The following is a 20,071-nucleotide window of genomic DNA, read 5'->3' as shown; positions in this document are numbered from 1 at the left end:
GGCGGCGGTGACGGCGAGCCACACCATGCCGACCGTGGTGAGGTAGGGGCGGACGCGGGGGGAGACGACGAGGGCGGCGCCGAGGACCAGCGCGGCGGGGACGGCCACGTGTCCGCTCGGGAAGCTCGGCTCGATGAGCGTGGAGCGCGCGTCCACCAGATCGGGGCGGGGCAGGATCGTCCTGGCGAGTTCCTTGCCCCCGATCGTGGCCAGGACGACCCCGACCGCCGCGCACCCTTGCCACCAGCACCTGCGTACCAGAGTGACGGCCGCGATGACCGCGAGGCCCACGAACAGGGTGGGCTCGGCGGTGAGTTCCAGGGGCGGCATGGCCGACGACCCGTACGCCGCCCCCGACCAGTCGTAGATCCATGCCGGTTTGGAGCCGTCTCCGGTGAACATGGCGTTCTCGGCCCGTTGCCCGAACGGGGTGCAGACGGCGATCAGGTAGACCGCGAGGAACCCCAGGAGGCACAGCGGGGCCGAGACCCGTAGCCGTATCCTCCGCGCAGGGCGGGATTCGGCCGCGGTTCCCGGGACTTGGCCGGGGTCCGGGTGCGTGGACAAGGGCGAGGGATCTTGCTGAGTCATGGCTTGCCCTGTTCTTCGTGGGGGGAGCAGTGCGGTCACGCGCCGCTGCGGGCGCGAGGCGGGCCGCCGGACCAGGCCGGCCCGCCGGGGTCCGCTCCTATTCGAGGAGCGCCCGGCTCTGCCTGCGCTGGGCGGCGATCGCCAGGACCGGGAGGGGGGCGATCAACAGGAGGAGGACGACCAGGTCCGGCAGGGACCGCATGAACCCGTTCGGCTGGACGACGATCGCCTGCGTGCGGACGAACGCGACCGCCGCGACAGGGATCAGCCACCGGTAGTCGCCGGTGGCGGCCGTCGCCACCCAAGCGGCGATCAGCGCGACGGCTTCGAGAGCGAACAGGCCGCGCTGGAAGGCCGGGCTGACGGAGGTGATGTGGAGGCTCCCGGCCACGAACATGGCGAGCACGACGGGGACCAGCCAGCGGTACGAGTGGCGCCGCAGCCGGCCGGGACGACAGGCCGCCAGCGCGGCGCACGCGGCGCACAGTGCCCCGGACAGCACCAGGTCACGGGCGGTTATCGGGGCGCCGAGACCGTAGTAGCCCAGTCCCGCCTTGCCCTCGTCGCCGAAGAACGTGTTGCTGTTGAACGTGGCGCCGGCGTAGATCATCGTTGCCGCCGCCGGCAGGGCGATCCACGGCTTGCCGCGCAGCAGGGCGATCAGGCAGACCAGCGGAAGCAGCCCGTAGGGCAGGAGCCGGGTCCGCGTGTCGGGACCTTGCGCCCACGGGTACCAGCCGGAGAAGTCGAAGGCGATGGCCTGCCGGCCGGGATCGATGTGCAGTGCCCAGTGCCACACGTCCTGCAGGTACGGCACCAGCGCCAGCGCGGCGAGGACGAGGGCGGTCAGATGGATGCCGTCGAGCCACCACGCGCGTGCCGTGTCGTCGACGACGGCACGGGCACGGGCCTGCACCCCGGCGCTCGTCAAGGCGACGACCTCCCGCGGCGGGGGCCAGGAGCGGCCGGGGTACGCCTCGGCGAGGCAGGCCAGCAACTCCTCTCCCTGCCGGGAGCGGTAGGGCTCGGGGTAGGCCGCAAGCAGCAGACGGTTCATGCCGGGGCTACCCCGGCATCCCCCGAGCGTCCGATGACGACGGCCGCCGCCTGCTGCATCCGCCGCGCCTCCCGGCCGAGCGCCTCGGTGCCGTCCTCGGTGAGCCGGTAGTAGCGCCGCGCCCGCCCGTCCACGATCTCCTCGTCGCCGGCGGCCACCAGGCCGGCCCGCTCCATCCGCTCCAGCGCGCCGTAGAGAGTGCCGACAGCGATCCGGAGCCGCCCGTCGGTCGCCTGCTCGGCGGCCTTGATGATGCCGTAACCGTGCAGCGGTCCGTCCATGAGCGCAGCAAGTATGAAGTATTGCGGTTCCGTCAGGGACGGGCTCCGTCGTGTCATGCGTCGAGCATATATCGAGGGACGAAATATATCTGCCGCCACCTGCGCGGCCCCCACCAGGCCGACGTCGCCCGGTGCGGCATCAGGAGCGCGCGAAGGGGCGGGCGCACGGTGCGCCCGCCCCTCTTCCGTGCCGCCAGGTGCCGCAACTCCCGGCCGTACGGCGGCGCGTGGACCGGCCGTCAGAGGTTGCCGCGGCGCTCCTGCTCGCGCTCGATCGCCTCGAAGAGGGCCTTGAAATTGCCCTTGCCGAAGCCGAGGGAGCCGTGCCGCTCGATCATCTCGAAGAAGACGGTCGGGCGGTCCTGGACCGGCTTGGTGAAGATCTGGAGCAGGTAGCCGTCCTCGTCCCGGTCGGCGAGGAGCTTCAGCTCCTTCAACTCCTCGATGGGCACACGGGTCTCGCCGACCCACTCGCCGAGGGTCTCGTAGTAGGAGTCGGGGACGTCGAGGAACTGGACGCCCGCCTCGCGCATCGCGCGGACGCTCGCCACGATGTCGTTGGTGGCGAGTGCGATGTGCTGCACGCCCGGGCCGCCGTAGAACTCCAGGTACTCGTCGATCTGCGACTTCTTCTTCCCGACCGCCGGCTCGTTGATCGGGAACTTCACCTTCCGGGTGCCGTCCGAGACGACCTTGGACATGAGCGCGGAGTACTCGGTGGCGATGTCGTCGCCGACGAACTCCTTCATGTTGGTGAAGCCCATCACCTTGTTGTAGAACTCCACCCACTCGTTCATGCGGCCGAGTTCGACGTTGCCGACGCAGTGGTCGACGGCCTGGAAGAACCGCTTCGGCGAGTCGGCCGAGCGGCGCACGAGCGACTCGGCCGCCGCGTACCCCGGCAGGTAGGGACCGCTGTACCCGGAGCGCTCCACGAGCGTGTGCCGGGTCTCGCCGTAGGTGGCGATCGACGCGAGGACCACGGTGCCGTCGTCGTCCTTGAGTTCGTACGGCTCCTGGAGCCCGCGCGCCCCGTGCTCGACGGCGTAGGCGTAGGCGGCGCGCGCGTCCGGTACCTCGATGGCGAGGTCGATCACGCCGTCGCCGTGCTCCGCGACGTGCTCGGCGAGGAAACGGCCGTGGTCGCCGGACGGCTTGATCACCGAGGTGAAGACGAACCGCGCCGAGCCGGACTCCAGCACGTAACTGGCCGTCTCCCGGCTGCCGTTCTCGGGTCCCGCGTAGGCGGTGAGGTGCATGCCGAAGGCGGTGGAGTAGTAGTGCGCCGCCTGCTTGGCGTTGCCCACGGCGAAGACGACGGCGTCCATCCCGCGAACCGGGAAGGGGTCGGCCTCCCGGGCGCTCGCGGGGGTCTGAGGGGTGGTCCGGGGTGTCTGAGACCGCGTCTGCTGCGTCGTATCTGCCATGCCCGCAGGGTGACGCCACTCCACAAGGTGCGCAAGACTTTCCACTTGGGCTGGGCACTCTGACCAACTGGGTGACGGATGTGCCGGTCGTTCTGCACAACATGCACAGGCGTAAAATCGCCAACTCCGAAATAATTACTGAGAGGTAAGCCATGGGTATCGATCGGCTCGACGGTCGACTGCTCGAACTCCTCGCCGACGAGCCGCGGATAGGCGTCCTCGAGGCGTCCCGCCGTCTCGGCGTCGCACGCGGGACGGCGCAGGCACGGCTCGACCGCCTCCGGTCGAACGGGGTCGTACGCGGCTTCGGTCCCGACGTCGATCCGGCGGCCCTCGGCTACCCGGTCACCGCCTTCGCGACGCTGGAGATCAAGCAGGGCCAGGGCGCCGACGTCCGCGAGCACCTCAGCGGCGTGCCCGAGGTGTTGGAGCTGCTCACCATCACCGGACAGGGCGACATGCTCTGCCGCCTGGTGGCCCGCTCCAACGCGGATCTCCAGCGTGTGATCGACCGGGTCGTCGGCTTTGGTGGCATCGTCAGAGCCTCCACGGCGATCGTCATGGAGAACCCGGTACCGCTCAGGATTGTCCCGCTGGTCCGTCAGGCCGCGGGGGGCACGGAGCCGCAGCCCCCGGTCGATCGCACGAACCGGATGACCGAAGAGAGGGCCGAGTGAACTTCTGGGAGTACGTGAGCAACAGATATGCGCAGCTACTGGCGGACTCGTACCAGCACGCGAGCGCCGTCTTCCAGTGCATGGTCGCGGCCACCGTCATCGGCGTGCTGGTCGGCGTGGTGACCTACCGCACCGAGTGGGCGGGCAACCTCGCCACCTCGACGACGTCGGCGATCCTCACCGTCCCCTCGCTCGCGCTGATCGGCCTGCTGATCCCGATCGTGGGGCTCGGTGTGACGCCGACCGTCATCGCCCTGACGCTGTACGGACTGCTGCCGATCGTGCGCAACTGCATCGTGGGGCTGCGCGGCGTCGATCCGGCGCTCGTCGACGCGGCCAAGGGGCTGGGGATGTCGCGGGTCGGCCGGCTGCTCCGCGTCGAACTGCCCCTCGCCTGGCCGCCGATCCTCACCGGTATCCGGGTCGCCACGCAGATGCTCATGGGGATCGCCGCAATCGCCGCCTTCGCCTCGGGACCGGGGCTCGGCAACCTCATCTTCCGCGGGGTCGCCTCGCTGGGCAGCGCCAACGCACTCAACCAGGTCCTCGCGGGGACGCTGGGCATCGTCGTCCTCGCGCTGCTCTTCGACGCCGCCTACGTCCTCATCGGACGCCTGACCATCCCGAGGGGGATTCGTGCCTGACACTCCGTCCACCACGACCGAAAGCGGAGACTCCGCACAGGAGCAGCCGTTCCGCGGCGGCGACGGCCGGACGACCGGCGCAACGATCCGCCTGGAGTCGCTGAGCAAGACGTACCCGGGCTCGACGGAACCCGCCGTCGACAACGTCAGCCTGGAGATCGAGGCCGGCGAGACGGTGATCTTCGTCGGCCCTTCGGGCGGCGGCAAGACGACGCTGCTGAAGATGATCAACAGGCTGATCGAGCCGACCTCGGGGCGCATCAAGATCAACGGCGAGGACGTCACCGACATGGACGCGGTGAAGCTCCGCCGCAACGTCGGCTACGCCATCCAGCAGTCCGGTCTCTTCCCGCACATGACGGTCGCCCAGAACATCGCGACCGTGCCGAAAATGCTCGGCTGGAAGAAGGCGCGGATCAAGGCGCGCGTGGAAGAGATGCTCGACCTCGTCGGGCTCGAACCGGCCGAGTTCCAGCAGCGCTACCCGCGGCAGCTCAGCGGCGGCCAGCAGCAGCGCGTCGGCGTCGCCCGCGCCCTCGCGGCCGATCCGCCCGTGCTCCTCATGGACGAGCCGTTCGGCGCCGTCGACCCGATCACCCGCGACCACCTCCAGGACGAACTCATCCGTCTCCAGCACGAGTTGCGGAAGACGATCGTCTTCGTCACTCACGACTTCGACGAGGCGATCAAGATCGGCGACCGGATCGTCGTCCTCCGCGAGCAGTCGCACATCGCGCAGTTCGACACCCCCGAGGCGATCCTCACCAACCCCGCGGACGACTTCGTCTCCGGCTTCGTCGGCGCGGGCGCCGCGCTCAAGCGGCTCAACCTGACGCGGGTGCGCGACGTCAACGTCGGCGAAGTCCCCGTCGCCACCTTCGACCAGCCGCTCCGCTCGATCTTCAGCCTCCTCGACTCGGGCCAGGGCAACGAGGTGCTCCTCCTCGACAAGCACCGCCGCCCCTACAAGTGGCTCCGCCGCGGCGACCTGATGCGCGCCAAGGGCTCGCTCGCCCGCGCCGGCACCCCCGTCAACGACACGGTGACGCGCGACGCCACGCTGCGCGACGCGCTGGAGGCCGTGCTCACCGACAACGCGGGACGGGTCGCCGTCACGGGGCGGCGCGGCGAGTACACCGGCGTCGTCGACATGACCACGCTCATGAACTCCGTCCACGAACTCCTCGACGAGGACCGCATGGAGGCGATCGAGCACCAGCACCAGTTGGAGGAGCAGGCGGCCGAGGAGGGCTCCTCGTGAACGCCCGGCACGACCACCGCTCGGGCTCCCAGGGCGACTCCCGCGGGGACCGGGAGCTGCTTGCGTCGCTCAAGCACGAGCGCGACGGCGTCGAGGACCCCGGGGACGACGAGGTCCTCGCCGAGGTCCCCGCCGAGGACAAGCCGCTCGCCCGCCTCACCTGGCCGAAGCTGACCGTCCTCCCCGGCGTCGTCGGGCTGCTCCTGCTCGCCACCTGGCTCTGGTTCCGCGGAGCCGACCTCGACGCCGTCGCACAGAACTCGATCTCGGGCGGCAACGTACAGGTCCGACTGCTCCAGCACGTCCAACTGACGGTGATCTCCACCTTCTTCGTGCTGATCATCGCCATCCCGCTCGGCATCGCCCTCACCCGCGGCAAGGTCTCGCGGATCGCGCCGTTCGCGATGCTCTTCGCCAACCTCGGGCAGGCCGTCCCCTCGCTCGGCCTGCTGATCCTCCTCGTCATCTGGTTCGGGATCGGCGCCAAGACGGCGATCATCGGCATCGTCATCTACGCGATCCTGCCGGTCCTCGCCAACACCATCGCCGGGCTGCGCGCCAACGACCCGGCGCTGCTGGAGGCGGCGAAGGGCATCGGCATGTCGCCGCTCACCGTGCTGACGCGGATCGAGCTGCCGCTCGCCGTACCGCTGATCCTCGGCGGGGTGCGCACCGCGCTCGTCCTCAACGTCGGCACCGCGACGCTCGCCACCTTCGGCGGGGGCGGCGGCCTGGGCGACCTGATCACCGACGGGATCACCAACCAGCGGATGCCGGTGCTCTTCCTCGGCTCCGTGCTCACCGTGGCGCTGGCGCTGCTCGTCGACTGGCTGGCCTCACTCGCCGAACTACTGCTGCGTCCGCGCGGCTTGGAGGGAGCATCCTGATGCGCGGCCTGACACCGGGTGTCTCCGGCACGAGGGCACGGGCCGCCGGCTCGCGACGCGCCCGCCGCTGTGCGCCCACGGCGCTCGTGCTCGCCGGAGCGCTGACGCTCAGCGGGTGCGGCCTCGTCAGCGGCAGCCCGATGACCGACTCCCTGAAGCCGGGGAAGATCGGCAAGGGCAGGCCGCTCAAGGGCGCCGAACTCACCGTCGCCTCGAAGGAGTTCACCGAGCAGATCGTCCTCGGCCAGATCATGGGCCTCGCCTTCAAGGCGGCCGGCGCCGAGGTGATCGACCGGACGAGCATCCAGGGCTCCATCGGCGCCCGCGAGGCCGTACGTTCCGGCACCGCCGACGGCATGTACGAGTACACCGGCACCAGTTGGATCACCTACCTCGGCCACACCGAGCCGATCGTCGACCCGCGCAAGCAGTGGGAGGCCGTACGGGACGAGGACGCACGGGAGGGCCTCACCTGGCTTCCGCCCTCCTCGCTCGACAACACCTACGCGATCGCCGTCAACGAGCAGGTGCAGAGGAAGTACGGCGTGCACACGCTCTCCGACATGGCGAAGCTGGAGAAGGAGGATCCGTCGGCCGTCACCGTCTGCTCCGAGAACGAGTTCGCCTCGCGCGAGGACGGCCTCAGGGGCATGGCACGGGCGTACGGCATGCAGATCCCGTCCTCGCAGGTGTCCAAGATGAGCGGCGGCGTCGTCTACACGCAGACCGCAGCCGGCACGTCCTGCAACTTCGGCGAGGTCTTCATGACCGACGGCCGCGTCAAGGCGCTCGGCCTGAAGGTCCTGGAGGACGACCGCAAGTTCTTCCCCAACTACAACGCGGCACCCGAGATCAACACGGCGACGCTGAAGCGGTATCCGCAGATCCGCGAGGTGCTCGCCCCGATCACGGAGAAGCTCGACAACGACGTGGCGCAGGAGCTCAACGCACGGGTCGACGTCGACGGCGAGGACCCGCACTCGGTGGCGCTGGACTGGATGAAGGAGGAGGGCTTCATCGAGTAGGCGTTCCGCGACACCGGCGCCACCGCGCCCGCACGGGAGACGACGTGCGGGCGCGGTGGCGTTTCTCGTGGGGCCGACTCCCCCGGGGCCGCGCGTTCGTGCGTTGCTTGCGCCGTCCGCCCATCGTGCCGCGCCGACCGGCTTCTCCCCTGCCTGCGCGGCCTCCGGCCCGGTTGAGACGCGGACGCCTGCTCGCGGCGAGACGCCCGGCAGCCTCCCGTAGCCGGGCGGTGGTCAACTCATCGACTTGGGCCAGGACTTGGGGGCGTTTCCGAACCGGGCGAGAATCGGCGACCCTCTCATGGTCTCACGTCTGATAACGTTCTCGTTGTTGCGAACGAATGAAGCGCGAGACGAAAGAGGCGGAGCCTTGCCCGACATCGACATGACGGTCACCGCGGACGACGGAACCCCACTGGCCGGCACCCTGACGCTGCCGCCCGGCCCGGGGCCGCACCCGGCCGTCCTGCTGCTCCACGGCTCCGGCCCGCTCGACCGCGACGGCAACGCACCGAAGCTCCCCATGAACCTGGCGCGGCCGGTGGCCGAAGCCCTCGCACTCCGGGGCATCGCCACCCTGCGCTACGACCGACGCGGCACCGGCGCCACTCCGGGCGACTGGCGGACGAGCAGCTTCCACGGCAACCGCCTCGACGCCGCCGCGGCGCTGCGCGCCCTGGCCGACCGGCCCGACATACGCGCAGACGCGGTCGGCATGATCGGCCACAGCGAAGGCTCCCTGCACTCCATGGCACTGGCCGCCCGGACCGACGTGCGGGCGACGGTGCTGCTCGCCGGCTTCGCCAACGTGGGCGAGGACGCCTTCCGTTGGCAGGGCCGCGCCATGGTCGAGAGCATGCCCGCTCCCGTCCGGCTGCTGCGCCGGCCGCTGGGAGCACTGGGCAACCGCGGTCTCGCGCGGCTGAAGAAGACCCGTACGGACGTGGCGCGCCTCGCCGGAGCCAAGGTCAACGCCGGCTGGATGCGCGAGGTGCTCACCCACGACTCCCGGGACGACCTCGCCGCCATCCACACCCCCGTCCTCGCCGTCACCGGCGCCAAGGACCTCCAGGTCGACCCGGACGACCTCGACCGGATCGCCCGGCTCGTCCCCGGCGGCGCGGAGACCTTCCGCATCCCCGACCTCACCCACATCCTGCGGCGCGACCCCGAACGCCCCAGCCCCCGCTCCTACGGCCGCCTGATGCGCGAACCCGTCGACGCCGACCTGCTGGAGCTCGTCGCCGAGTGGCTTCGTCACCACTTGGACGCGGCCGCTGTCGAGCCGTCCGCCGCGGGTCGGGTGGCCTCGTCCTGAGCCCGGGCTTCGGGAGTACGCCGTGGGGCTCCTACTTGCCTCGCGGCCGAGTCGAAGCGGCGGGGTGCGGCGCACTCCCTGCTGACGGCACGAGCGTCCGCTCAACTCCGGTGGCCGGTACGGGCTTTCGCGCCGTGCAGCCTGGTGCCGCCTGAACGCTGCGTCACCGAAGTCCACGACGTGACTGGCGTCCGCTGCTGTGGGCCGGCACCGGGGTGCACCGCCCGCGACCGTCCATGCCGATCCGCGACGGACCGCGACGGAAAGCCCGACGCCGAGCCGTGCTCCTGGGCCGTGCAACACAGCCCGCGGCCCCGGGACGACGACACCGGCGCGGCGGACGACTGGTGCCTGTCCAACTCCGGCCGCCCCACCGGTCTTTGGCCCACCGGCCAGCACCCGTCCCTACTACGCCCCCAGCTCTGGACGACCTGCACACGCGGCCTTCTCCGAGCTCGGACGGGAACGCTCCTCCGGCGATGTCGGACTCTCCAGCCCGGGAGCACGAATACGCCCGGACGACAGCCGCAACACCACCAGCCGACACCGTGCCCTCACCCCGACGGCAAGCGCTGTGCCGACCGCCACCCGAACACCTACCTCCAGGAACCCCACCATGACCCGCACCGGCTGGTACGAACTCTCCGACAAGCCCGGCCCGTTCGACCTCCGCCGCGGCGACCGCGTCCTCCACGGCGGACGCTGGTCCACGATCGTCGGCCTCTACACCCCCGGCAGCTCGGGCCGCGGCCGAGTCCTCCACCTCGACGACGGCCACCTCTACCTCCTCCGCCCCACCGAACGCGTCCGCACCTACCGCCGCACACCCGGCGGTTGAAACCCCCTGAGCCGCCCTCGTCCGCACCCGAGTGGGCACCACTCGACACCGTCGCAACGCCGAGGTTCGGACGATCGACGACCACGCACCTCACCAACGGCCAGCGTGCGCTGCCGGGTTGACACCTTCAGCCCTTCCTCTCCGCACCGGTTCCCACCCGAACCCGTCCCGGCGCACACTCGCCCCGCACTCCGACCCGTCAACCACCCCTGAAAAGCGCTGGGTTGCGCACGCTCACGCGTCGAGTCCGACGTGCTCTGGTCGAACCCTTCGGCCACGGCACGACACACCGCCCCGTCGGCCACCGCGCACGGAAGCAGCCCAGCCTGCTCGGCGGCCTCCTTGGGGCTGAGCTGTTCGAGTCGGCCACCGCGCACGGAAGCAGCCCAGCACGGGCGGCGGCACCGTACCGGCCTCGGCAACGGGCGGCGCGAGCGTCGCGGTGGCTCTCGGTGGACGGTCCGACGTCGGGGCGGGCCAGGCCTCCGGTGGTGGGCAGCTGCCCGAGGGGCTCCAGCGTGCTGCCTCCCCCGGCTCGACTGCTCCGCCCGACCGTGTCCGCCACGCAATGGACCCTCCGGTTGCCGCGGGTCAGGACGGGCCGGATGCTGGAGCCCGGATCGATACGGCACGACACGAGGCCACACGGATGGACCGAGACCAGAGCGAGCGCGCCTCCAGGAGATTGCGGTGGTCCCGGTGGCTGCCTGCGGCCGTGCTGCTCAGCACCGTTGTCGTTGCCGTGGCCTGGCCGTCCGCCAACACCTTCCCCTTCCTGGCGGCTGCTCCCGTGCTCGCGGCGCCGCTGCTGTCACTGGCCTGGACGATCGCCAGTGGCGCGGGGGCCTGCCTGGTCTGGGCGTTCGCGACGGCCACCCACGAAGGTGAGGTCCACCGCTGGGACTTCGCGGGGCTGGTGACCGTTGTCGCCCTGACTGCCATCGCGGCGTTCCTCAACCGGATGTTCACACGCGAGCGGGAACAGCTGAGCACCTCCCGCGAGGTGGCGGAGGCCGTCCAACGCGCGGTGCTGCCAACGGTCCCCGACCGGGTCCGAGGGTTCACCGTTGCCACCAGGTACCAGGCCGCGCAGGAAGAGGCCCTGATCGGCGGCGACTTCTACGCCGTCCACGACACCCCCTACGGGCTCCGCATGGTGCTCGGGGACGTCCGCGGCAAGGGCGTACAGGCGGTCACCATGGTCAACACCGTGCTGGGCACCTTCCACGCGGAGGCTCTCGGGAAGACGGACCTGCCCGCGATCGTCCATGCCGTGGAGATGCAGCTGCAGGACGTCAAAAGCCGCCGGGAAGCCGCGTCCTACGAGGACTTCGCGACCGCCGTCTTCGCCGAGATACCCCCCGGTCGCCCGGTGCTGCGCATGGCGAACTGCGGCCATCCGACGCCGCTGCGAGTCGACGAAGGCAAGGCGACCCCCCTGGAACCCGAGGAACCGTCGCTGCCGCTGGGCATGGGAGACCTGGCCGGGCCCGACGTCCAGGTGGACCAGTACGAGCTGCCCCCCCCGGCGCCACGGTCGTACTGTTCACCGACGGCATCACCGAAGCCCGCGACCCGAACGGCGTCTTCTTCGACCCGACCTCGGCGCTGACCGCTTCCCTCCCTCCCGACCCCGGGGCCGTACTGGACACCATGCTCACCGCTCTGACCCGGCACACCGAGAGGCTCGAAGACGACGCCGCGGCCCTCGCGCTCACGCACGTCCCGGCCAACGGCCAGGGCGAGACGTCTGCGGGTCCGTCCGATGAACGCCCCGGTCGCATCCTCGGTGGTGGCTGAACGTGCTGCCGTCCGACGAGGAGGCGGCGGCGAAGGCGGGTGGCGGCTGCTCGTCCGTGCATCGGTCGCGCGGTCCGCTCGGTATCGGCGGTGACCGACTCGGTGGGGCCGTTGCTGTACGGAAGCGTGAGCGCGGCGCTCACGGCCCGAGGTCTCGATACGGGCCCCGAGTACGGTCGCCGGTCCCTGAGGTGTACCCCGCTGGAGCGCCGCCCCTCACCCGCCCCCCGAACCCCCGCGCACCCGCGCCTGGTGCCGCCGGGCCTTGAGGCGGTTTCCGCACGTCTTCATCGAGCACCAGCGGGCAGCGTTGGCACGGCTGCGGTCGAGGAGGAAGAGGCGGCACTCGGGGTTCTCGCACGGGCGGAGGCGGCCGGGGAGGCGCTCGTTGACGTCCGCCCAGGCGAGGACGAGTTCCACCGCGAGCCTGCGGTCGGGCGGGGTCTCCAACTCCCAGTCGACGCCCGACGGACCGGGCCGCGGAACCTTGCGCACGCCGGCGAGGATCCGGCGCAGTCGGGGCTGCGCCGACGCGCCCGTCTCCGCGGCCTGGAGCGCGTCCCTGGCGGTGCGCAGCCAGCGGCGCTCCGCGTCGCCGCCGCAGCCTCCGTGCTCCCGTGCCCAGTCGTCCAGCTCGCGGTCGTCGCGCCACAGGTCCCGGCGGCGGCCGTCCGCGACGGGGGTGCTGTTCAGCGCCTCCATCAGGGCTTTTTCCTCGAGCACGGCACGCACCTTTCGGCTAACTCCATCAAGTGGTTTGACAGGTTACTCCGCAGACGGTCTACTGGCCACCGAGGGATAACCTGCCCACAACTCCGAAGGGGTTAGCCATGGTTGAGGTGCGCCACCGCTGCGCGACGGTGCGAGGACACCGCGTCTTCTACCGCGAGGCAGGGGCACGAGAAGCGCCCGCGCTCGTGCTCCTGCACGGATTCCCCTCCAGCTCCCGCATGTTCCGCCGTCTCGTCCCGGCGCTGGCCGACCGCTTCCGCGTCATCGCCCCTGACCACCTCGGCTTCGGGAACTCCGACACCCCGCCCGCGGAAGCCTTCCCCTACACCTTCGACTCGCTGACCGACGTCACCGAGGAGCTCCTCGCCCAACTCGACGCCACCCGCTACGCGTTGTACGTCCAGGACTACGGCGCCCCCATCGGCTGGCGGCTGGCCCTGCGCTCCCCCGAAGCCGTCACCGCGATCGTCACGCAGAACGGCAACGCCTACGAGGACGGCTTCGTGCCGGAGTTCTGGGACCCCGTGTGGGCGTACTCCGACAACCCGGGCCCCGAAACCGAACCCCCCGTCCGCGCGGCGCTCTCGCTCGACGCCATCCGCTGGCAGTACCTCCACGGAGTGGACAGGACCGAGCTCGTCGACCCCGACACCTGGGCCGCCGACCACCGCGAGGTCAACCGGCCCGGCAACGACCTCGCGCAGCTCTCCCTGCTGCGCGACTACGCGAGCAACCGGTCCCTCTACCCCAGGCTCCACGCCTACTTCCGGGAACGCCAGGTCCCGCTCCTCGCGGTCTGGGGCGCCAACGACGAGATCTTCGGCCCGGACGGAGCACGCGCCTTCGCACGGGACCTGCCGGACGCGGAGATCCATCTGGTCGCCGGTGGCGGGCACTTCCTGCTCGAAAGCCACCTGGACACCGTGGCCGGGTACATGCGCGGGTTCCTCACCGCCACCGCCACCGGCTCCTCGGCGTGAAGCCCACCCGGACCGTCGGCCGAACCCGCACGCGCCGCAAGCGTCAGGGCTCGCGGCTCCCCCGCTCCGGCGCCTCGAGGCTCAGCACGTCGGCACGTCCCCGCCCTTGCGCAACTTCGACAGCGCGTCCAGCGCCCCGTCGAGCGTGGCGACCGGCACCAGCCGCAGCCCGCGCGGGAGTTCGGCCCGGGCCTCCTGGCACTCGGCCTTGGGAACGAGGAAGACGCCGGCACCGTCGCGCTTCGCGGCCTGCGTCTTCAGCGGGACGCCGCCGACGGCGCCGACCTTGCCTTGGCCGTCGATGGTGCCCGTGCCCGCGATGGTGCGTCCGCCGGTGAGGTTGCCGCCCGCGCCGTCGCCCTCGAGCTTGTCGATGATCCCGAGCGAGAAGAGCAGCCCCGCGCTGGGTCCGCCGACGTCGGCGAGGCGCAGCGTGACGTCGACGGAGCCGGGGGCGCGGCCGAGCTGCCGCAGGGCCGCGTCGACCGCCGCGTCCTGGGACTCCTTCATCTCGCTCGCGTTGTGCTCCTCGATCTCCTCGACGCTCTCGCCCTCGGGATAGACGGCGGCGCGCGGCATCACCGCGCGCCTGCTGTCGAACCACCCGCCCGCGACGTCTCCGAGGCGCACGCTCGCCTCGGGCGCCGTGGCGGCGATCGTGGTGAGCAGCAACCGGCCCTGCTCGTCGGCCGCCTGCTCGTCCGACTCCTCGTCGCGCGGAACGCTGATCACCGACTTGCCCTTCTCCTCGCCGAGGACGTCGGCGGTGATGCCGGGCTGCGCCACGGCGAACGGCAGCGGCGCCAGGACGGCGGCGAGCAGCAGGGCGAGTGCGGGGAGGAAAGAGAGGACGAGGCGGGTGCGGCGGTCGAGGTCGCGGAGGCTGCGGGGCTGCTTCTCGGTCACCCCGGCAATCTAGACGATCCGCCGCCGGCCGCCCGACCGCGGGGCGCGCCGCTTTACCGCAGCGCCTCGGCCACGTCCTTCGCCGCGCGCACCACGCGCTCCCCTATCTCCTCGCTCACCGCCTCGGAGAGCATCACCACCCCGACGCTCCCCTCGATCCCGCCGACCCCGCGCACGGGTGCCGCGGCGCCGCTCGCGCCGGCCTCCAACTCTCCGTGGGTGAGGACGAATTGGCGGTCGGGATCGTCACCGGGACCGCGTCCCGCGAGGATCGCCCGGCCCGCGGCGCCGCGCTGGAGCGGGTGCCGGAAGCCGGTGCGGTAGGCGACGTGGTAGTCCGTCCAGCTCGGTTCGACGACGGCGACGGCGAGCGCCTCGGTGCCGTCGACGAGGGTGAGGTGCGCCGTGGCGCCGATGTCCTCGGCGAGCTCGCGGAGCGCGGGCAGCGCCGCCTCGCGGACGAGCGGGTGCACCTGCCGTCCGAGCCGCAGCACGCCGAGGCCGACGCGGGCCCTGCCGCCGAGGTCGCGCCGTACCAGGGCGTGTTGTTCGAGGGTGGCGAGGAGGCGGTAGACGACGGTCCGGTTGACGCCGAGTTTGCCGGAGAGTTCGGTGACGGTGAGGCCGTGGTCGGTGTCGGCGAGGAGTTTGAGGACGCGCAGTCCCCGGTCGAGTGTCTGAGAGGTCTCCGCGGTCACGAAGCGCCCTCCTCGGGTGAGTTGCGGCGGCCGTGGTCGCGGCGCCCCTGGCACCGGTCGCAGGCCGCCGGCCCGGGTGGTGCCCCGGGTGCCGGCGCAGGCGTCGGCCGGTCGCGGCGGTAGGGGACTCGGGTCTGCGTACGGTCGCCACCGATTGCGCTCCGCGGCGACGTTGCCACGGGGCGTGTGTGTGACGCGAAAACCTATCGACACGCACCGCCCTCCGGAAGGGCCTGTCCAGTATCCGGGCAGAAACCCTCCCGAAACACGGCCGGAACCGCTCCGGGGCCGTGCGGAGCGTGCGAGGTCGCCGGGTCTGCGGCCCGTACGCGGCCTCAACTTACCTGTGCGGGGCGGCTGTTGCAGGGAATATGTACGCGCTGCGGTAGTCCGCGCGGGCGCCGCACGCCCTCCGCCGCCCGGCGCACGCCGGGTCGTCCCCGAGCCGGGGTGCGGACGCTCGCCGCGTCGAGGCGCCTCCCCGTCCGGCGTACGAGGCCGCCTCCCCGGCCGGCGCGCGGGCTCAACGCATCCGCGTCGCCCACTCCTTGACCTTCTGTATCCGCTGCTCGATCTGGCCCGCCGTCGCCTCGGCCGTCGCCGGGCCGCCGCACGCGCGGCGGAGCTCGGTGTGGACGACGCCGTGCGGCTTGCCGCTCTGGTGGGAGTAGGCGCCGACGAGCGTGTTGAGCTGCTTCCGCTTCTCCAGCAGCTCCTTGTGCGTGACGACGGGCCGCCGCTCGGCCGGCATCTCCAGCAGGTCGGCCTCGTCGTCGGGCTTCTTCCTGCTGTGCGAGATCTGCCGGGCCTGCCGGCGCTGGAGGAGGAGCTGCACCTGGTCGGGTTCGAGGAGTCCGGGGATGCCGAGGTAGTCCTGCTCCTCCTCGCTGCCCGGGTGCGCCTGCATGCCGAACTCGGCGCCGTCGTACGTCACCCGGTCGAAGACCGCGTCCGACTCCAGTGCCTCGAAGGAGAGTTGGTCCTGCTCGCCGGTGTCCTCGTCCTTCTCCTCCTCCGCCTCCTCCAGGAGGTCGGCCTCCTCCGCGTACGGATCGTCGTCGCCGTCCTTCGCCGGCTTGTCGAGGACGTGGTCGCGCTCCTCCTCCATCTCGTGCGCGAAGCTCAGCAGCGTCGGGACGGTCGGCAGGAAGACCGAAGCGGTCTCGCCGCGCCGCCTGGAGCGGACGAACCTGCCGACGGCCTGCGCGAAGAAGAGCGGTGTCGAGACGGTGGTGGCGTAGACGCCGACGGCGAGGCGCGGCACGTCGACGCCCTCGGAGACCATCCGGACGGCGACCATCCAACGGTCGTTCGAGTGCCGGAACTCCTCGATCCGGTCGGAGCTGCCGGCGTCGTCGGAGAGGACGACGACCGGCTTCTCGCCGCTCGCCTCGCGGAGCAGCTTGGCGTAGGCGCGGGCCGAGTCCTGGTCGCTCGCGATCACCAGGCCGCCGGCGTCGGGGACGGCACGGCGGACCTCGCTCAGGCGGCGGTCGGCGGCGCTGAGCACCGAGGGCATCCACTCGCCTCGCGGGTCGAGCGCCGTCCGCCAGGCCTGCGAGGTGGCGTCCTTGGTCATGGGTTCGCCGAGGCGCGCCTCGACCTCGTCGCCCGCCTTCGTGCGCCAGCGCATGCTGCCGCTGTAGGAGAGGAAGATCACCGGGCGGACGACGCCGTCGGTGAGCGCGTCTCCGTAGCCGTAGGTGTAGTCGGCGACGGAGCGCCGCAGGCCCTCCGCGTCCTCGGCGTACTCGACGAAGGGGATCGGGTTGGTGTCGGAGCGGAACGGCGTGCCGGTGAGGGCGAGTCGGCGGGTGGCCGGCTCGAACGCCTCGAGGCACGCCTCGCCCCAGGAGCGGCTGTCGCCCGCGTGGTGGATCTCGTCGAGGATCACCAGGGTCTTGCGCTGCTCGACGCGGTTGCGGTGGAGCATCGGGCGGACGCCGACGCCCGCGTAGGTGACGGCGACGCCGTGGTACTCCTTGCTCAACGGGCCCGCGCTGTACTCCGGATCGAGCTTGATGCCGACCCGCGCCGCGGCCTCCGCCCACTGCTTCTTCAGGTGCTCGGTCGGCGCCACCACCGTCACCTGCTGGACGTGGTGGTGGTGGAGGAGCCAGGACGCGAGGCTGAGCGCGAAGGTCGTCTTGCCCGCGCCCGGCGTCGCGACGGCGAGGAAGTCGCGCGGCTGCCGCTCCAGGTACGCGTCCATCGCGGTCTGCTGCCAGGCGCGCAGCTTGCCTGCGGTACCCCACGGCGCCCGCCCGGGAAAGGCGGGCGGGAGGTTGGTGGTTGCGGGGGAGGTAGTCACGGTCTCCGTACGGGTCGCTGGTCGCAGTCGCATCGCGCGGCGCCGCTGCACCGGGCGACCGCGACAGCCTACCCGCGCCGCCCGGCGAAGGCCGCGGGGGAGTCCGCTCCGTCCGGGCTGCGGCGCGCGCCCGGACGCACGCCCCGGCTCGGGCGCCCCGCCCGCCCTTCTCGGCGACGCGTACCGCTCCCGGGCGACGCGGCCCGCACGCGCTACCCGGTGAGTACCACCCCGGCGTACGACACCCCGCCGATCACCACCCAGGCGCCGAGGCCGAGCGCGGCGACGCGTGCCCCCGTGCGCGCCAGCGTGGGGAGGTGGACGGCGCTGCCGAGGCCGAACAGCGCTGCGGCGAGGAGGACTTCCTGCACGTTGCCCGCCGCCTCCAGCGCCCCGTCGGGGAGCAGTCCCACGGTGCGGACGGCGGCGGCGGCCGCGAACCCGGCGACGAAGAGCGGCACGAGCGGCGGACGCTTCCCGCTCCCCCGCGGCATCCCGCGCCCGGCGCGCACGCGGGCGCGGACACCGAAGGCGACGGCGGCGACGAGCGGCGCGAGCATCAGCACCCGGACCAGCTTCACCAGCACCGCCTGCCCGAGCGCGTCGGGCCCGGCCGTCTGCGCGGTGGCGACGACCTGCCCGACGTCGTGCACGCCCGCGCCGACCCAGCGCCCGAACTCGGCGTCGTCGAGCCCCAACGGCCCCTGGAGCAACGGGAGTACGGCGATGGCGAGGGTGCCGCAGAGCGTCACCAGCGCGATGGAGGTGGCCGTGTCCCGTGCCGCCTCCGGGTCCCTGCTGCGGCGCACCTCGCTGACGGCGCCGATCGCCGAGGCGCCGCAGATCGCGTACCCGGTGGCGACGAGGAGCGGTTGGTCGCGCGGCAGGCGCAGCAGCCGCCCCAGCCACAGCGTCCCGAAGAACGTCACGGCCACGACGGCGACGACCATGCAGGCGGTCGCCCAGCCGAGCCCGAGGACGTCGGAAAGGCTGAGCTTGAGCCCGAGGAGCACGATGCCGAGCCGCATCAGGCGCTTGCCCGCGAGCGTCAGCCCCGGCCTGGCGAGGCCGTTCACCAGCGTGCGTGCGCCCGGCAGATGGGCGGCGAGGACGCCGAGGACGAGCGCGGCCGTGAGCGCGGGGAGCGCCGGCAGCAGGAGGTGCAGCGCGAAGGCGAGCGCGGTCCCGACGGCCGCGAGGGCGAGCCCCGGCAGGCGGGAGGGGGCGCGCGGCGCCTCCTGTGCGGGCGGCTCGGCGCCCGTCCGACGCCGGGCCGCCCGTTCGCCGAGCAGGGCCATCAGGCCCGGGCCTTCGGCGGCCCCTCGTGGACCTCGGGGAGTTCGTAGACGCGGCGGACGCTGCTGCCGAGGCGGGAGACGTCGGCGCCGTAGAGGTGCAGGGAGATCGCCGTCCCGGTGCCGCCGTTCCACACCCGGTGTATGTCGCCGGGCGGCGCGAACCCCGCGACGGTGCCGGCCGGGCTCACCACGTCCTGCGTCGGCACCAGCCGCGCCTGCGCGGCCGGGGATTCGGCGGGCCGCAACCAGTAGCGGCGCTCGTGCTCCTCGCCCCGGTGCACGCCGGTGACGCACCACGCCACGTGGTCGTGGATCGACGTCGACTGGCCCGGCAGCCACACCAGCGCGACGACGGAGAAGCCCCCGTCCGGCTCGGCGTGGAGGAGGTGCTGGCGGTAGCGGTGCGGGTCGCCCTCGTGCTGCTCGGGCGTGAGGAGGTCGTCGGCGCCGAGATGCGGCGCGAGTGCCTCGCCGACGAGGTGCGCCGTGGCGTCCGGCGGCAGCCCGCGCCCGACGACCGCGCGTACCTCGTCGACGAGGGCGGCCGCGCGCGGCGTCGTCGTGCCGCCCGGCGAGTGCACTGCTTCGGGTGTACGGCTCGGGGAGACCATACCGGCAGCGTGCCGAGGCCCGTGCGGACGCGTCCAACGACGGTCTCTTCGCCCGTACTTCACTTCTGCTTATGGGCGTGCCTCAGCATCCCACGCGGTTCGTGGCGGCCGTCCGCAGGCCGTCGAGGACCTGCGCCGTCGCGGGGATCTCCAGGTGCTCCCGGAGCACGTACGCGCACACCCGCCGCCGCGAGGCGGGGTCGAGGGCGCGGCCCGTCACCTTGCGGTGGGCGAGGAAGTCGAGGACGAGCCCCGGCATCATCGCGACGCCGAGGCCCTCCGCGACGAGGCTCTGTATCACCAGGTTGTCGTCGGTGGTGAAGGCGATGTCGGGCGCGAAGCCCAACTCGGCGCACTCGTGGAGGAAGTTGGCGCGGCACCGCGGGCAGCCGGCGATCCACCGCTCCTCCGAGAGCTCGGCGAGCCGCACCGCGCGGCGCCGCGCCATCGGGTGCCCGGCCGGCATCAGGACCGTCAACTGGTCCTCCATGAGCGGTATCTCCACCAGCTCCTCGGGGACCTGTTCGCGCAGCCCGGGGTAGGTGAAGGCGAGGGTGACGTCGCACTCGCCGCGCACCACCTTCTCCAGCGTCTCCGGCGGCTCCCCCTCCTGGAGTTCGACGCGGACGCCCGGGTGCTCGACGGCGAGCGCCGCCAGCGTCTCGGGCACCAGCGTCGCCGCGGCGCTCGGGAAGGCGCACACCCGCACCCGTCCGGAGCGCAGCCCGG

21 protein-coding genes are annotated in these 20,071 nt (G+C 72.1%); 10 read left to right on the top strand and 11 right to left on the bottom strand.

Annotated elements, in window-relative coordinates; translation table 11 throughout:
• The 4 genes from UWG_RS0117140 to hppD form a co-directional block, all read right to left on the bottom strand.
• Positions 1-591 (bottom strand): phosphatase PAP2 family protein (locus tag UWG_RS0117140; protein ID WP_474773357.1); only part of this gene is annotated, 591 nt, incomplete at its 3' end.
• A 97-nt stretch (positions 592-688) separates the two neighbouring features.
• Complete coding sequence (locus UWG_RS0117135) at positions 689-1,648, bottom strand: hypothetical protein (RefSeq protein WP_016908444.1); 960 nt, start codon at positions 1,646-1,648, stop codon at positions 689-691.
• Complete coding sequence (locus UWG_RS0117130) at positions 1,645-1,986, bottom strand: PadR family transcriptional regulator (protein WP_029391525.1); 342 nt, start codon at positions 1,984-1,986, stop codon at positions 1,645-1,647. Before UWG_RS0117130 ends, UWG_RS0117135 begins: the two co-directional genes overlap by 4 nt.
• A 182-nt stretch (positions 1,987-2,168) precedes the next feature.
• Positions 2,169-3,257 carry a 4-hydroxyphenylpyruvate dioxygenase gene (gene hppD / locus UWG_RS0117125; protein WP_016908442.1) on the bottom strand — a complete coding sequence of 363 codons (1,089 nt, stop codon included), beginning with the start codon at positions 3,255-3,257 and terminating at the stop codon, positions 2,169-2,171.
• 251 nt (positions 3,258-3,508) lie between these two features.
• Between hppD and UWG_RS0117120 the strand changes: the two genes are divergently transcribed.
• From UWG_RS0117120 to UWG_RS33720, 9 genes are all read left to right on the top strand, one after another.
• Complete coding sequence (locus UWG_RS0117120; RefSeq protein WP_016908441.1) at positions 3,509-4,033, top strand: Lrp/AsnC family transcriptional regulator; 525 nt, start codon at positions 3,509-3,511, stop codon at positions 4,031-4,033.
• Positions 4,030-4,677, top strand: coding sequence for an ABC transporter permease (locus UWG_RS0117115; protein ID WP_016908440.1), 648 nt, complete (start codon positions 4,030-4,032; stop codon positions 4,675-4,677). The genes UWG_RS0117120 and UWG_RS0117115 overlap by 4 nt, the downstream gene beginning before the upstream one ends.
• Positions 4,670-5,938, top strand: coding sequence for an ABC transporter ATP-binding protein (locus UWG_RS0117110; protein WP_016908439.1), 1,269 nt, complete (start codon positions 4,670-4,672; stop codon positions 5,936-5,938). The genes UWG_RS0117115 and UWG_RS0117110 overlap by 8 nt, the downstream gene beginning before the upstream one ends.
• A complete protein-coding gene (locus tag UWG_RS0117105; protein ID WP_016908438.1) occupies positions 5,935-6,825 on the top strand; it encodes an ABC transporter permease in 891 nt (296 codons plus the stop codon). The genes UWG_RS0117110 and UWG_RS0117105 overlap by 4 nt, the downstream gene beginning before the upstream one ends.
• A complete protein-coding gene (locus UWG_RS0117100; RefSeq protein ID WP_016908437.1) occupies positions 6,825-7,850 on the top strand; it encodes a glycine betaine ABC transporter substrate-binding protein in 1,026 nt (341 codons plus the stop codon). The genes UWG_RS0117105 and UWG_RS0117100 overlap by 1 nt, the downstream gene beginning before the upstream one ends.
• Positions 7,851-8,220: 370 nt before the next feature.
• Entirely contained in the window at positions 8,221-9,168 is a 948-nt protein-coding gene (locus UWG_RS0117095; RefSeq protein ID WP_016908436.1) for an alpha/beta hydrolase family protein, read from the top strand.
• Between the two features lie 616 nt (positions 9,169-9,784).
• Positions 9,785-10,006 carry a hypothetical protein gene (locus UWG_RS0117090; protein ID WP_016908435.1) on the top strand — a complete coding sequence of 74 codons (222 nt, stop codon included), beginning with the start codon at positions 9,785-9,787 and terminating at the stop codon, positions 10,004-10,006.
• A 742-nt stretch (positions 10,007-10,748) separates the two neighbouring features.
• Complete coding sequence (locus tag UWG_RS31465; RefSeq protein ID WP_237720122.1) at positions 10,749-11,618, top strand: PP2C family protein-serine/threonine phosphatase; 870 nt, start codon at positions 10,749-10,751, stop codon at positions 11,616-11,618.
• Positions 11,549-11,806 (top strand): SpoIIE family protein phosphatase, encoded by a 258-nt coding sequence (locus UWG_RS33720; protein WP_337459935.1) that lies wholly within the window; start codon positions 11,549-11,551, stop codon positions 11,804-11,806. Before UWG_RS31465 ends, UWG_RS33720 begins: the two co-directional genes overlap by 70 nt.
• Before the next feature lie 216 nt (positions 11,807-12,022).
• Here the strand turns inward: UWG_RS33720 and UWG_RS0117080 are convergent, their stop codons facing one another.
• Positions 12,023-12,529, bottom strand: a complete 507-nt coding sequence (locus UWG_RS0117080) for a CGNR zinc finger domain-containing protein (RefSeq protein WP_029391523.1) — start codon at positions 12,527-12,529, stop codon at positions 12,023-12,025.
• A gap of 107 nt (positions 12,530-12,636) precedes the next feature.
• On the opposite strand from UWG_RS0117080, the gene UWG_RS0117075 reads away from it, so the two are divergent.
• Complete coding sequence (locus UWG_RS0117075; RefSeq protein WP_016908432.1) at positions 12,637-13,518, top strand: alpha/beta fold hydrolase; 882 nt, start codon at positions 12,637-12,639, stop codon at positions 13,516-13,518.
• A gap of 81 nt (positions 13,519-13,599) precedes the next feature.
• Here the strand turns inward: UWG_RS0117075 and UWG_RS0117070 are convergent, their stop codons facing one another.
• From UWG_RS0117070 to UWG_RS0117045, 6 genes are all read right to left on the bottom strand, one after another.
• Positions 13,600-14,424: a S16 family serine protease gene (locus tag UWG_RS0117070; protein ID WP_016908431.1), complete on the bottom strand. Its 825-nt coding sequence runs from the start codon at positions 14,422-14,424 to the stop codon at positions 13,600-13,602.
• A gap of 53 nt (positions 14,425-14,477) precedes the next feature.
• On the bottom strand, positions 14,478-15,122 hold the full coding sequence (locus UWG_RS0117065; RefSeq protein ID WP_016908430.1) for an IclR family transcriptional regulator: 645 nt from the start codon (positions 15,120-15,122) through the stop codon (positions 14,478-14,480).
• 523 nt (positions 15,123-15,645) lie between these two features.
• Positions 15,646-17,466: a DEAD/DEAH box helicase gene (locus UWG_RS0117060; protein WP_078495673.1), complete on the bottom strand. Its 1,821-nt coding sequence runs from the start codon at positions 17,464-17,466 to the stop codon at positions 15,646-15,648.
• Positions 17,467-17,645: 179 nt separating this feature from the next.
• On the bottom strand, positions 17,646-18,731 hold the full coding sequence (locus tag UWG_RS0117055; RefSeq protein WP_016908428.1) for a YeiH family protein: 1,086 nt from the start codon (positions 18,729-18,731) through the stop codon (positions 17,646-17,648).
• The gene (locus UWG_RS0117050) at positions 18,731-19,342 is read right to left on the bottom strand and encodes a cysteine dioxygenase family protein (RefSeq protein ID WP_050988595.1); all 612 of its coding nucleotides are present in this window, start codon (positions 19,340-19,342) and stop codon (positions 18,731-18,733) included. The genes UWG_RS0117055 and UWG_RS0117050 overlap by 1 nt, the downstream gene beginning before the upstream one ends.
• Before the next feature lie 82 nt (positions 19,343-19,424).
• On the bottom strand, positions 19,425-20,071 hold a 647-nt coding region (locus tag UWG_RS0117045; RefSeq protein ID WP_016908426.1), incomplete at its 5' end, for a LysR substrate-binding domain-containing protein.

The sequence above is a fragment of the Streptomyces xiaopingdaonensis genome (assembly GCF_000262345.1).
Taxonomy (GTDB): Bacteria; Actinomycetota; Actinomycetes; order Streptomycetales; family Streptomycetaceae; genus Streptomyces; species Streptomyces xiaopingdaonensis.
The sequence above is the reverse complement of the archived record's forward strand: the minus strand, read 5'-3'. Positions and strand labels throughout refer to the sequence as shown.

Excerpts from the sequence above, each read along its gene's own strand:
- UWG_RS0117135 (WP_016908444.1), bottom strand. The coding sequence starts at position 1,648 with ATGAACCGTCTGCTGCTTGCGGCCTACCCCGAGCCCTACCGCTCCCGG.
- UWG_RS0117130 (WP_029391525.1), bottom strand. The coding sequence starts at position 1,986 with ATGACACGACGGAGCCCGTCCCTGACGGAACCGCAATACTTCATACTT.
- hppD (WP_016908442.1), bottom strand. The coding sequence starts at position 3,257 with ATGGACGCCGTCGTCTTCGCCGTGGGCAACGCCAAGCAGGCGGCGCAC.
- UWG_RS0117120 (WP_016908441.1), top strand. The coding sequence starts at position 3,509 with ATGGGTATCGATCGGCTCGACGGTCGACTGCTCGAACTCCTCGCCGAC.
- UWG_RS0117100 (WP_016908437.1), top strand. The coding sequence starts at position 6,825 with ATGCGCGGCCTGACACCGGGTGTCTCCGGCACGAGGGCACGGGCCGCC.
- UWG_RS0117090 (WP_016908435.1), top strand. The coding sequence starts at position 9,785 with ATGACCCGCACCGGCTGGTACGAACTCTCCGACAAGCCCGGCCCGTTC.
- UWG_RS0117075 (WP_016908432.1), top strand. The coding sequence starts at position 12,637 with ATGGTTGAGGTGCGCCACCGCTGCGCGACGGTGCGAGGACACCGCGTC.
- UWG_RS0117060 (WP_078495673.1), bottom strand. The coding sequence starts at position 17,466 with ATGCGACTGCGACCAGCGACCCGTACGGAGACCGTGACTACCTCCCCC.
- UWG_RS0117055 (WP_016908428.1), bottom strand. The coding sequence starts at position 18,731 with ATGGCCCTGCTCGGCGAACGGGCGGCCCGGCGTCGGACGGGCGCCGAG.
- UWG_RS0117050 (WP_050988595.1), bottom strand. The coding sequence starts at position 19,342 with ATGGTCTCCCCGAGCCGTACACCCGAAGCAGTGCACTCGCCGGGCGGC.